The organism is Mesorhizobium sp. WSM4312 (assembly GCF_002294875.1).
Lineage (GTDB): Bacteria > Pseudomonadota > Alphaproteobacteria > Rhizobiales > Rhizobiaceae > Mesorhizobium.
On the sequence record NZ_NSFU01000044.1, the window covers coordinates 1 to 11,536 of the forward strand.

Below are 11,536 nucleotides of genomic sequence, written 5' to 3' on the forward strand. Positions count from 1 at the left end.
ATGGTTGACCACGCTTTTCAAAGATCGTGAACTACATCTCCTCGTTGTGCTCGACGCACTCCGGACAAGTAACCTCATGGGCGCGGCATGCAGGATTAACCGAGCCCAGCCGGTCATGAGTGCGGCCTTGCCGGGTCGGGCGATAGGCAGTCATGCCCTGCCCTTCCTGCGGGTCAAGCACTCCGAAAAAACATTTCCCCCATAAATGCTAGATCTTCCGTTGCCTTTTCGCGTCACAGGCCGTCAAACGCCCGGCCGTTCACAACAGTGATCCGGCAAGTGTTTGGCTGCGCGAGACGATGCTGCAGGGAGTCGTCCTGCATGGCACTTCGCTATGATGCTGCGGTGCCGTCTAACGGCGCCTCGTGCTTGAACGCACTGAACGGCCACCGCGATCAAAATCGATGGTTCGAGGACCGTTGATCATCACCCCGCCAGCCTCGATCTTGTTTGCCGCCACGAGAGCGACACAGAGACTGCTGGTGAAGATGCCCGCCTGCCCGCTATGTTCCGGATGGTTGACCATCCCGGATGGACCCATCGAGGGTGTCAAGGCGAGCATGAGCACAGGCGCGAACAGTTCACGGGCAGGCGCGACGGTGGCCGCAAAGCAACGTCGCGCCAGCATGCGATCTCAGCAGGATCGGCACCATCCTGTCAGGGAGCAATGCGAGTGGCTGGCTTAGCCGCTGCGACGCTGCCCGGCATCGCGTTCAATTGATCTGGCGCCTTAAATGCAGGAAGGCTTCGCGGCCGGTACGAGGCGCATCCCTCCTCCGAAGCAGCACGCCCAAGTATCATCACAAGCCCCGAGCGCCCGCGTTCGGCGATGTCCAATTTCCGACAATGTCGGAATACAGTCAGATCTGCTGGATTGACTTTAAATGGTTTTCTCATTTGGCACAGCGCATGCTGGTTATCCGGAAACACGTGACCGACCAACAAGAAGTCGCATGACACAACCGAAGCCATCCATGTCTGACGGGCTGCCCAGGATACCTACTGCGACCGCGCTTGCCCGGTGACGACCGCTCCGGCTCCGCCCGTTACCGACGAGGCAAAGTGACGGATTTCCTGCGTTTCAACGACATGGAGGTGGTTGTCATTCCCGCTGGGGGACAGACTCGGCCTGTTCAAGGCATTGCGCGAAGGCGGCAAGATGACGGCCACCCGTGCGCGAACTCAAGGAGCGCAGCCTGTATCGTGTATCAGGCAAATAGGCCGTCGGTCAGTGACCTTGACACAGGGGACATGCGCAAGGTCCTGAAGTTTGATGCAGCGATAGAAGGGTGCCAATGACAACAATAGCTTACAGGAACGGAACCATGGCTGGCGACGGCCGAGCCTTGGGTTTTGACTCAGTATCCGTCGGTGAGAAAACGAAGGTGTTTCGCTTATGCGACGGCACACTCATCGGCGTTTCCTCTTCGTCCTTGGGTATTCCAAAGGCCGTTCGAGACTGGGTTGAGAAGGGCATGGATGTTTCTGATATTCCTGTGCCGCGCAACGACGACAATTTTGAATTTGAGGCGCTGATAGTGCGCAAAAATGGGGAAGCCGTATTGTTGGACGGCAATTGGCTGCCAAGTGATCCCGTGAAAGGTGAATATTATGCCATCGGGAGCGGCAAGCAGTATGCTTTGGCCGCGCTGGTTTTGGGCAAGTCAGCTAAGGAAAGCGTCGAAGTTGCCGCGAAACTCGACGTTTGGACTGGTGGCACAGTCACTGCCATAACTCACTAAACCCGCCTTTCGGCGGGAGTGTGACAGTGCGAGCGTGGAAGTAGGGCGCCACCCCGGGGCACGTCGAGCCCTGTCATGTGAGCTGGTCCATAAGCGCGCGAAAGCGTCCAGTTGTGGCCAAAAGCACGATTTGCGACAGAACCGGCCCGCTTCTATGAGTATGGGCCGCTTTTTGCGGCCAGCGTGCTTGCCATCCTGCCGCCAGTGGCCGTCGCCTTCTTCTTCCAAGGTTACCTCGTCATGAAGTAGAGCACCACGATCTTGTCGGAGAGATCGGAAGGCGGACGGCCCTTCCGTCCGCGTCGGCCAGTTCGAAAGGCGGCGCGGCCTGCTCGTCGATCGCCTGGAAGAACCTCTCCGCGCTGTCCCTCATCTTGTCGAGATCGGCGCCCGGATGGTGGGCCAGCGCGGAGGTCCCGAGGATCAGCGCCAGAAATTGAATCGCAAGCGACGGTTTCGCTTTCATGGACAATGCATTCCGGTTGGGGGCGTTCGAGGGCTCCGCGGCTAGGATTGGTCTCACTGTGTCTGCTCCCGCTCCCGGCGGCTCATCTGCCTGATAGGCGCGTTCCCGCTCGGGCCATGTGCTTTTGATGAAGGCCAGAACGGCCCGGATCTCCTCGTCGGTGAGGACATTCCCGAAGCCCGGCATGTCGCTCTGGTAGCCGCCGCCGACGACCGCGGCCGGTCCCGGCGCCGGCATGCGTCCCGAAGGCAGCGGGCTTTCCAATCGCGCTGACCTTCGCCTGGCTAAAACCGTCTTGCCTAGCGCTATCGCCGCGGCCGGGGCGCGGCCATCCGGTTGGCGAGCCAAGGCAATGTCCAGACCAATCCGAGGCCTGCCGCGGCCACGCATCGATAAGAGGACCGACGCCCTTCTCCTTTGCCGCCGCTGGAGAACAGGTATTTGATCAGCGCGGCCGTCCCGAGGACGAGCACGACGACGACAAGCAGCCACACCAGGCCCGTGCCGAACATCATCATGCCGCTCATGCATTCCATCATCGAAGCCTCCTATTCCGTGGCGTAGATGCCGCCGGTCGCGTCAGACTTTCGGATTTCGAGAATCTCGAAGGGCGCTTCCTTCGTGCCACTCATGCCGGGGGAGCCCATCGGCATGCCGGGCAGCGTCATGCCCTTTGATGTCGGGCCGCTCGGTCAAGAGCTTGTTGACCGTGCCGACCGGCACATGGCCGCTCACCACATAGCCGTCGATGAACGAGAGAAGGCAGCCATCGGCTTCCGGCGGAATGCCCTCTTCGCGGCTCATGGCGAAAAGGTCGTGAGTCGGCCTTGACGGTGATTCCTGGAAGGCCGATTCCAAGGCGAGCTGGCTTGAAGGCCGCGGTCCGGATGGTCGACTAGGCAGCTTGGTTCCACGATCGCAATGCTTGATCGCTTCATTGCAGGCCATGGGCTCTCGCCCCCTCCTTTTGCCACACGAGGCGCCAGCTCACGTGTTGTTGTTGGCGTGCGCCCCGGCAACCGCTTTCACCAGCCGCTCCAGCGATCCCGCGCGCTCCAGCTCCGCAAAGAATGATGCGGCGTGACGCTACCCAGCCGGTGCTTCTCGGCCTTCCAATTAAACTGTCTCGACGAAAGAGCCGTCTCCGTTGCTCCGGTCTCGGTGTTGAGTTCTCTAAGGCTGCGCCACACCTTGGTCCCCACGCCGGCAAATGATCTCACTATGCAGCCCGTGCTCGCACGCTCTCAAACTAATTACCGCTGCTGCAACACGCCGCCTGGCGGCCTGCACCGAAAAGCCGACAGGGGTGCATCTGAATAGCCGTGAACCCAGGTCTCAAAGACCATCCGGCGCGACGAGCGGACGCACCGCACGTGTGACACCCGCCTTGTGGGGCAGGGTTGCCTTTCTCAATCCCGGCGTTGGTCGGCGTCCCAATGAGCAGCAAGCTATTATCGGCCGCCGAATCTTAGTGGCTTCGTCGAGAGCCTCAATCAACCAAGCGGCGAAAGCCCCGCTAGAGTCTCCGCCCGCCTGTCGCTATGAAGCAGTTGCAGCCAGCGCTGCTTCAGGCGCATGAACTCGCCCGATGCAATGATTTCCGTCGCCCTGGGTCTTTCGAAGGGCACTGTTTCTATTCCCTTCTTCTTCGGCGCGCGGCTTGATGCCGACATACGGTTTCTTGACCTGCCGCCTGAACTGGCTGCCGAAGCGGGTGCCCCGCCAGCGACCCCGACAATCCCCTGTTCCGCAACTGCTGAAGAGCCGACTGCGCTCGCATCCCGATATTGCGCAACGGCACTATGCCGACATTCTGGAGACCGCAGCCGCATGAGCCTCGAGATGTTCCGCCGACCGTCGACAAAGGCGTCCTCTCGCCTGCGTCCGCCATTTGTCAGTGCTCGATCTGATTGGGGAGACGCCGGTCGTCGAACTGAAGAGATTCGATACCGGCAGGTGTCGTCGCTTCGTCAAGATCGAAAGCCAGAATCCCGGCGGATCGATCAAGGATCGCATTGCGTTGTCGATGATCGTTAATGCCGAACAGCGTGGCACGCGCGGGGCGGTACAATCATCGAAGCGACCGCTGGCAACACAGGGCTCGGCCTGGCCATCTGGCGGCACGAAGCGCGTGATCGCGTGTCCAAAAGCTGACAGCGTCAGACAAATGTCAGGTTCATTACAACCAACATCTGGGCACTGACGAGGTTTTTCGAAGCAATGGGCGCTAACTGCGCGCTGAGCGCGTTGGCATGGCTTTTGAGACTGAGTGACTGTGACTGCACTCAATGGGGCAAGACGAGCGATGCGCTCCTCCCTGAACCCGTGTGCCGTCTCTGAGAGGAAACCAGCTCGTGCAGAAACCTTTGGAAATAGCTTTGGACCGCAACGTGGTATTGCAGATGGAGTCCCCGGCTCCTTCGATTAGAGTCGAGAACTGGCTGCATGGCGAGCCCCTCACGAGCTTTGAGCCCGGCAAGTGTACATAGTCGAATTTTGGGCAACTTGGTGCGGCCCATGTGTGGACGGGATGCCCCATCTGATCCAGCTGCAGGGCGTCGCCAGGCGCACCATCTGGACAGCAGGAACTGGACTATGGGCAAGGTAACAGGCTTTCTCGAAATCGACCGGCAGGTGCACAAGTACCAGCCGGCCTCCGACCGCATCCGGCATTTCCGCGAATTCACGCTGCCGATGTCCGACAAAGAGGTCGAGAAACAGGCCGCGCGCTGCATGGATTGCGGCATTCCGTTCTGCCATGGGCCGACGGGCTGCCCGATCCACAACCAGATCCCGGACTGGAACGACCTCGTCTACAATGGCGACTGGGACAATGCGATCCGCAACCTGCATTCGACCAACAATTTCCCGGAGTTCACCGGCCGCATCTGCCCCGCACCTTGCGAGGAAGCCTGCACGCTGAACCTCGAGGACATCCCCGTCGCCATCAAGACGGTCGAGCAGGCGATCGCCGACAAGGCTTACGAGACCGGCCATATCAGGCCCTATCCGCCGGAGAAGAAGACCGGCAAGCGCGTCGCCGTCATCGGCTCCGGCCCGGCCGGCATGTCGGCTGCCCAGCAGCTCGGCCGCGCCGGCCACGACGTCCATGTCTATGAGCGCGAGAGCCGGCCCGGCGGGTTGATGCGTTACGGCATTCCCGACTTCAAGATCGAGAAGCACTATATCGACCGGCGCATCGAGCAGATGCAGGGCGAGGGCGTCACCTTCCATTGCGGCGTCAATGTCGGCGTCGACAAGCCGGTTGCCGAGCTGCTCGCCGAACATGACGCCGTGCTTTATTGCGGCGGTTCCGAAACGCCGCGCGCGGCCGGCATTCCCGGCGACGATCTCGGCGGCGTGCATGACGCGATGCCCTATCTGGTGCAGCAGAACAGGCGTGTCGGCGGCGAACCGATCCAGTCGGTGGCGTGGCCGTCGCATCCGATCCTCGCCGGCGGCCAGCATGTCGTCGTCGTCGGCGGCGGCGACACTGCCTCCGACTGCGTCGGCACCGCCTTCCGCCAGGGCGCGGTGCGCGTCACCCAGCTCGACATCCGGCCGCAGCCGCCGGAAAAGGAAGACAAGCTGTCGGTCTGGCCATACTGGGCGACCAAGATGCGCACGTCATCCTCGCAGGCCGAAGGCGCCGAGCGCGAATTCCAGGTGGCGACGCTTGAATTCATCGGCGAAAACGGCCAGCTGACCGGGGTCAAATGCTGCGAAGTCGACGAAAAGCGCAAGCCGATCGCCGGCACCGAATTCGTCATCCGCGCCGATCTCGCGTTCATCGCCATCGGCTTTGCCGGGCCAGCCGCTCGCGGGCCGGTGTCGGAACTGGCCGGCCAGATGAAGATCGCCATTGACAGCCGCCGCTCGAAGAATGTCGAGGCCAATGACCGGGACTACAGGACCAGCGTCGAAAAGCTCTATGCGGCGGGCGACGTGCGGCGCGGCCAGTCGCTGGTCGTCTGGGCGATCCGCGAGGGCCGCCAGGCGGCGCGCGCCATCGATGAGGCGCTGATGGGATCGAGCGTGCTGCCGCGCTGAGTCCGTCTCGAGACCCTACTTGTGCGGCCACCTGAAGGCGCTTTCCGCCCTTCCGCTGCCCCGGGCAGCTTACGGACTGATCGCCGTGGTCGTTTCGGTTGTGGCCCCGGCCGCAGGCTGCCGCCTTGGCGGCCAAGAAAAATCGTCGGCGCGGCCGGGCGCAGCAGCGGGCGCCTTGCCCTCGACGACGAATTTTTCACCGGGCCCGTCCGGCTTGGCCGGCGCTGCGGCACCGAGAAGTTCCGAACCGCCGTCGAGTGCCGGTGATTGCGAGTCGGCGTCGGTAGCCGGGTCGGCGGCCTCAGTCTTTTCCTTCGAGGGTGGACTACGTTACTGGCCAGTACCGGCAACGCATCGAAGGAACTTTACAATCATAAAGGTACGTCACTGGTCTCGCGGCTCACCTATGACGATCTAGACGCGCATTCGAGTCCACAATCCGACTGGCATTTTCGTAAAGGCCTCCTCGGTGCGGGCGGCATCAGGGAGGATTTTCTCATGACGAGGACTTCTTACGGAAATGGGGGGCTACTCAAACACATTCAGTGATCAGCGCGGGGGCGGCGTCAGCTATTTCACCGCCGATCTTGGATATAATTTCTTGAACTCACCGCGCTACCGCATCGGTGCTTTTGTTGGCAACAATTTCTGGCACGAGAGCTACGATGCTTTCGGTTGCACGCAGCAGGCGACCAACTGGGGAACCTGTGTGCCAACCGTCCCACCTACGTCAACCTCTCAGCCAGGACAACGATTGGCATTCGCTGCGACTCGGCTTGGCCGGGCAGACGCAACTCACCGAGCGACTCAGCCTTTCTGGTGACGTGGCGTTCCTCTTCACGCGGCTCGACGGCAAAGAGCAGCACCACATGCGCCCAAGATCAAGCTAATTCCCGAAGACGGCGATGGGCATGGCGTCCAGCTCGAGGCGGTGTTGCGGCCGTGGCGAATAACGGCACCGCTCATTTCGAAGAGGCAATGGGCGGTCGTGGTTCCCCGCAGGCCGACGATTGGAAGGCAAAGCGCTACGGCGTTTTCGTGCAGGCTAGCATCAAGTTCAACTGAGAGAGCAAGAACCGAGGAGAGCGGCGATGCCACTCCAGCTCATTACGATCATTGGATCAACAGAAGGAAGTTTTCCGAAGAGTTTTGCAAGCGTGCGCAAAGTCGCCAGACAAAGTTCTCTCGGTCCATAGTGTACGTGCCGTCACGCCCGTTCTCGACATGGTTGAATGATACGTCCCGCGCGATCGATCAAAGTCGTTTTTCATTGGTTTTCCGGAAATCGCGGGGAGCACAGCGTGCTGTGACCCTCGCCTGCTGGTTTTCTGTCAACGCGCAGATGAGGGAGAATGAGCGTACAGCAAAAATCATCAGTGCTGTCGCTTTCGCCAAAGCCCGCCGCAGCTAAACGGGGTCCCACGCCCGGTAGCGCCCCCTGCCGGTCACCTCACGGATGCCGAGTTCGGCACCAGCCCGAGCGCAGCGCGCTGGCTAATTTTCAGCTCGGCCGCGACCAGACCTGCCGACACCAGCGGCCGCGCCAGCACCAGCTCGATCAGCGCCGGCAGGCTCGAGTTTTTGCGCCGGTTCCTGAGCCGGCGCTCCATCTGGCTTTTGGCCAGCGCCTGGATGATTGCAAGGCTGAAACAGTCGATGGAACGCCCCTCCAGCGAAGCCGAACCGGACGAGGCGCGCGCGCCAGGTCCTTCGGCTGCCATCGGCACGCTGGGTTTAAGTGCTTGGGGTGACACGGCGTGATCTCCGCCGTTGGCGGGAACAGGGCAGTGCAATAGTACTGCCCTGTTCCTTTTGATCAGAGGCCAGTGCGGATTTCTTCGGCAAGCGCCCTCAACGTCGTCTCGACGTCATCGCCGTTTACCATCTTCTGCATCGCCACGGCCCATGCGTTCATGGCTTCGCCGAAGCCGACACGCGGTGTGAAAGCCAGCGCGGCTTGGTCCTGTATCTTTTTGAAGCTGTCAACGAAGTTGTTGAACTCGGGCTGCGAAGCGTACTTAGTCCAGGTGTCGTCTGCCAGGTCGACGTGCGCGGCGGATTGACGAGCTGGCCAGCAAGGGCACCCTTGAGCGCCACCTGCTTGGAGGTGGCCCACGGGATGAACAGCCAGGCCGTGCCCTTCTTTTCGGAAGCCGCGTTCATGGCGAGAGCCCAGATCCAGATGTCAGACTCCAAGCTCGTGGCGCTCGGTGCGTGCAGCGGCGGAGCGAAGGCGATCTTGCCGGATGCCGGCTTCCCCGCAACATCGTTCCAGAAGCCGAACATATTTGAGTCGATCGTCATCGCGCTGCGGCCGGACGCGAAGGAAGGAGCCGCGCACTTCTTGATCATGTCCACGTAATGTAGTCGTATCCAGCATCGGTAAGCTTCCAATCGCTCAGGTATTTGTCCAGCGGCTCCAGGGCGCCACTCGGAGCGAGGTCCTACGCGGGCTGAATGCCAGTGCCGAACACATCCCATGCTGGCGACTTCGTCGTCAGTTGGATCGTCATCTTGTTCCAGTAAGAATCGTCTGGGTAGAGTTCCGGCGTGACCTTGATGCCGGGTCAGCTTCTCGAACTCCGGAAATTGCGCAGCGAGAGCATCCGCATAGGGGTGGATGTCGTAGGCCCAAGTTATGCTGGTCCCTTCGAATTGACGCCAGTTCACGGTGTCGGCAGCGGCCGAATTAGTGAGCGATGCCGAGACGGCAAAAAACGCCAAGTCAAAAGCAAGCTGTTTGCGAAGCGACGCGCACCTGTAACGAGTACGGGGAATGAGCGACCCATGTAATCCTCCCTGGGGCATTTTGCCAATTTTTGGGTCCACTCCTCCATCCCGAGTTCGCTCATAGCCACAATAAGCGGTTTCCAACGAGCTCGCTCTGAATGCACCAGGCCAACTGGGTAAAAACGGGTAACCGGCACTAAAAGGCGTTGTAGTATCGCCACCAGAAATACTGCTCCGTGGTGCTGGCCTTTGCCTGGGGGCGCAACACGGCAACTACCCGCTCAAAACGGTTGGTCCTCTACCTCTTATTCACCGTCGCTTTCCTCGCGGCCTAACCCGGCCGGAATATCCGTTGCCAGAAAAAGGCCTCGCGGCCGGTTCGAGGCTCATCCCTCCTCCGAAGCAGCACGCTCAAGTATCGTCACAAGCCCCGAGCGCTTCGCGTTCGGCGATGTCCAAATTCCGACAATGTCGGATACAGTCAGATCTACTGGATTGCGTTTGAATGGTTTTCTCATTTGGCACAGTACATGCGGGTCATCCGCAAAACACGTGACCGACCAACAAGAGTTCGCATGATCACCTTACCACAACATACAGCCGCCGCGGAACAATCACTTGGCCCCTGATCGCCCACCCCGGCACCACAACCGGAGTCATCGATGTTCTGACAGGCTGCCCAAGGATACCTGCTGCAACAGGGCTTGCCCTGGTGACGACCACTCCGGCTCCGCCGGTTACCGACGAGGGCAAAGTGACGGATTTCCTGCTTTTCAACGGCATGGAGGTGGCTGTCATTCCCGACCACCGCGCCGGTCGTCACCCATATGGTCTGGTGCAGGATCGGCAGCGCGGAATGAGCCGCCGGGGATATCTGCATGTCTTCGAGCATCTGATGCTCAAGGCGCCTCATGACGAGCACGGCTCCGTCGCCTGGAGAGATTGAACCCAAAGGGAGATTCAGATGTCTGAAGCGAATCAGGAAAAGTTGGACGCATTCTTGGGGAAAATGGTCGGCGATCTCGGTGCGATCGCAACGGGCGCGGGAGTCCTGCTGGGGGACAGACTCGGCCTGTTCAAGGCATTGCGCGAAGGCGGCAAGATGACGGCCGCCGAACTTTCGACACGCACCGGCACCCAGGAACGCCTCGTAAGGGAATGGCTTTCCGGGCAGGCGGCGGCGGGTTACGTCGACTACGATGAAGCGAGCGACAAATTCTATCTCAACGCCGAGCAAGAGCTGGTGTTCGCTGATGAAGACAGCCCGGCCTTCATGGCAGGCGCATTCGAGTTCCTGTCCGCGCTGTGGCTCGATGAAGAAAAGGTGAGGCAGGCATTCCAGTCCGGCAAGGGCGTCGGGTGGCACGATCATAGCGCGTGTCTGTTTCGCGGTACGGAACGGTTCTTCCGTCCAGGCTACAATGCCAATCTGATCGACTCCTGGCTGCCGGCCTTGGAGGGCGTCGTCGAGAAGCTCGAACGCGGCGTGGACGTCGCGGATGTTGGATGCGGTCATGGTGCATCGACCGTGCTCATGGCACAGGCCTTCCCCAATTCGCGCTTCGTCGGCTTCGACTATCATGCCCCTTCGATTGAGCGCGCCCGCAAGGCGGCCGAGGTAGCCGGCGTCGGCGTTAACACGCGGTTCGACGTGGCGGCCGCCAAGAGCTATCCCGGAACCTATGACCTCGTCACATTCTTCGATTGCCTTCACGACATGGGCGACCCGACGGGCGCCGCCACCCATGTCCACGGATCGCTCAAGCCGGACGGCACGTGGATGATCGTCGAGCCGTTCGCGCATGATCATCTGGCGGCGAACCTCAATCCCGTCGGCCGCGTTTACTATGCCGCTTCCACTTTCGTGTGCACGCCCGCATCCGTGTCGCAGGAAGTCGGGCTCGCGCTTGGAGCCCAGGCCGGTGAGGCGAGGCTGCGCAAGGTTGTGACCGGCGGCGGCTTCAAGCGATTGCGTCGCGCCGCGGAGACACCGTTCAACATGGTGCTGGAGGCCCGCCCTTAGCGTGGCCGTCGCCAGAAATTGCAGCTCATCGCATTTGATGAAGATCACCGCCAAAAATCCGGACGCATCGGGCACATTTTCAAGGCGTCTGGGTTCACGCAGAGGTCGCTGCCGAGTTGTGTGCCAAGAGTCCCATACGTTGCGGCTCAGAAAGGACCCCACGCACGGCGACGAACATGCCCATAGCGATGGCCGCTATAATCACATATGTCCACCATGGCGCGTTCACAAAGCTGGTAAGCCACGTCGCACCGAACGCGCTTACGACAAAAACGAGAGCCTCGATAAAAAGACTGAGCCTGTACACATTCAGTCGTCTCATCCTCATACCACCCATCCAAAGACTGAGCTTGTTGCGCTACTGCGACAGAGCCTAACATATTGGAGAGTGCTCACTAGTCGACCGTGAACAATCCGAGCCCTAAGCGGCGACCGGCTTCGGCCGGATTTGAAGCAGGGCAATCAAGAGCGACAAAAACCCCTTCAGCCACCTGAGCAGGAGGGAGAAGTTGTAGCCGGCGGCGG

The 11,536-nt window shown here is 60.7% G+C and carries 9 protein-coding genes and 7 pseudogenes; 9 read left to right on the forward strand and 7 right to left on the reverse strand.

Annotation, left to right across the window (positions count from 1 at the left end; all coding sequences use genetic code 11):
• Positions 1 to 205: pseudogene (locus CK228_RS36420) on the forward strand (hypothetical protein); the annotation flags it as partial.
• A 147-nt stretch (positions 206 to 352) separates the two neighbouring features.
• Here the strand turns inward: CK228_RS36420 and CK228_RS34400 are convergent.
• Entirely contained in the window at positions 353 to 628 is a 276-nt protein-coding gene (locus CK228_RS34400; protein WP_063169403.1) for a hypothetical protein, read from the reverse strand.
• Between the two features lie 697 nt (positions 629 to 1,325).
• Between CK228_RS34400 and CK228_RS34405 the strand changes: the two genes are divergently transcribed.
• The gene (locus tag CK228_RS34405; RefSeq protein WP_063169404.1) at positions 1,326 to 1,742 is read left to right on the forward strand and encodes a hypothetical protein; all 417 of its coding nucleotides are present in this window, start codon (positions 1,326 to 1,328) and stop codon (positions 1,740 to 1,742) included.
• Between the two features lie 238 nt (positions 1,743 to 1,980).
• On the opposite strand, the gene CK228_RS36515 is transcribed toward CK228_RS34405, so the two are convergent.
• The 3 genes and pseudogenes from CK228_RS36515 to CK228_RS34420 form a co-directional block, all read right to left on the reverse strand.
• Positions 1,981 to 2,472 carry a cytochrome c gene (locus tag CK228_RS36515; protein WP_244514239.1) on the reverse strand — a complete coding sequence of 164 codons (492 nt, stop codon included), beginning with the start codon at positions 2,470 to 2,472 and terminating at the stop codon, positions 1,981 to 1,983.
• A gap of 41 nt (positions 2,473 to 2,513) precedes the next feature.
• A complete protein-coding gene (locus tag CK228_RS36235) occupies positions 2,514 to 2,747 on the reverse strand; it encodes a hypothetical protein (RefSeq protein WP_127312611.1) in 234 nt (77 codons plus the stop codon).
• A 9-nt stretch (positions 2,748 to 2,756) separates the two neighbouring features.
• A pseudogene (locus CK228_RS34420) lies at positions 2,757 to 3,036 on the reverse strand (DUF411 domain-containing protein); the annotation flags it as partial.
• Positions 3,037 to 3,837: 801 nt separating this feature from the next.
• Here CK228_RS34420 and CK228_RS36240 point away from each other — a divergent pair.
• From CK228_RS36240 to CK228_RS34440, 4 genes and pseudogenes are all read left to right on the forward strand, one after another.
• Positions 3,838 to 4,042: pseudogene (locus CK228_RS36240) on the forward strand (isopenicillin N synthase family oxygenase); the annotation flags it as partial.
• Positions 4,043 to 4,050: 8 nt separating this feature from the next.
• Positions 4,051 to 4,320 (forward strand): annotated as a pseudogene (locus tag CK228_RS34430) (pyridoxal-phosphate dependent enzyme); the annotation flags it as partial.
• Positions 4,321 to 4,598: 278 nt separating this feature from the next.
• Positions 4,599 to 4,762: pseudogene (locus tag CK228_RS34435) on the forward strand (thioredoxin domain-containing protein); the annotation flags it as partial.
• A gap of 41 nt (positions 4,763 to 4,803) precedes the next feature.
• Positions 4,804 to 6,258: a glutamate synthase subunit beta gene (locus tag CK228_RS34440; RefSeq protein WP_063169408.1), complete on the forward strand. Its 1,455-nt coding sequence runs from the start codon at positions 4,804 to 4,806 to the stop codon at positions 6,256 to 6,258.
• A 69-nt stretch (positions 6,259 to 6,327) separates the two neighbouring features.
• Here CK228_RS34440 and CK228_RS36245 read toward each other — a convergent pair.
• The 3 genes and pseudogenes from CK228_RS36245 to CK228_RS36250 all read right to left on the reverse strand — a co-directional run.
• Positions 6,328 to 6,522, reverse strand: a pseudogene (locus CK228_RS36245) (DUF459 domain-containing protein); the annotation flags it as partial.
• A gap of 1,181 nt (positions 6,523 to 7,703) precedes the next feature.
• Positions 7,704 to 8,012 (reverse strand): helix-turn-helix domain-containing protein, encoded by a 309-nt coding sequence (locus CK228_RS36520; RefSeq protein ID WP_236473435.1) that lies wholly within the window; start codon positions 8,010 to 8,012, stop codon positions 7,704 to 7,706.
• Between the two features lie 62 nt (positions 8,013 to 8,074).
• Complete coding sequence (locus CK228_RS36250; RefSeq protein WP_224571022.1) at positions 8,075 to 8,374, reverse strand: hypothetical protein; 300 nt, start codon at positions 8,372 to 8,374, stop codon at positions 8,075 to 8,077.
• A gap of 3 nt (positions 8,375 to 8,377) precedes the next feature.
• Here CK228_RS36250 and CK228_RS36255 point away from each other — a divergent pair, with 3 nt between their 5' ends.
• The 3 genes and pseudogenes from CK228_RS36255 (at position 8,378) to CK228_RS34465 (ending at position 11,011) form a co-directional block, all read left to right on the forward strand.
• On the forward strand, positions 8,378 to 8,620 hold the full coding sequence (locus CK228_RS36255) for a hypothetical protein (RefSeq protein ID WP_224571023.1): 243 nt from the start codon (positions 8,378 to 8,380) through the stop codon (positions 8,618 to 8,620).
• Between the two features lie 1,053 nt (positions 8,621 to 9,673).
• Positions 9,674 to 9,895, forward strand: a pseudogene (locus CK228_RS34460) (insulinase family protein); the annotation flags it as partial.
• Between the two features lie 57 nt (positions 9,896 to 9,952).
• Entirely contained in the window at positions 9,953 to 11,011 is a 1,059-nt protein-coding gene (locus tag CK228_RS34465) for a class I SAM-dependent methyltransferase (RefSeq protein WP_024504268.1), read from the forward strand.
• Positions 11,012 to 11,536: the final 525 nt, after the last annotated feature.

Excerpts from the sequence above, each read along its gene's own strand:
- CK228_RS34400 (WP_063169403.1), bottom strand. The coding sequence starts at position 628 with ATGCTGGCGCGACGTTGCTTTGCGGCCACCGTCGCGCCTGCCCGTGAA.
- CK228_RS34405 (WP_063169404.1), top strand. The coding sequence starts at position 1,326 with ATGGCTGGCGACGGCCGAGCCTTGGGTTTTGACTCAGTATCCGTCGGT.
- CK228_RS36235 (WP_127312611.1), bottom strand. The coding sequence starts at position 2,747 with ATGATGGAATGCATGAGCGGCATGATGATGTTCGGCACGGGCCTGGTG.
- CK228_RS34440 (WP_063169408.1), top strand. The coding sequence starts at position 4,804 with ATGGGCAAGGTAACAGGCTTTCTCGAAATCGACCGGCAGGTGCACAAG.
- CK228_RS36255 (WP_224571023.1), top strand. The coding sequence starts at position 8,378 with ATGAACAGCCAGGCCGTGCCCTTCTTTTCGGAAGCCGCGTTCATGGCG.
- CK228_RS34465 (WP_024504268.1), top strand. The coding sequence starts at position 9,953 with ATGTCTGAAGCGAATCAGGAAAAGTTGGACGCATTCTTGGGGAAAATG.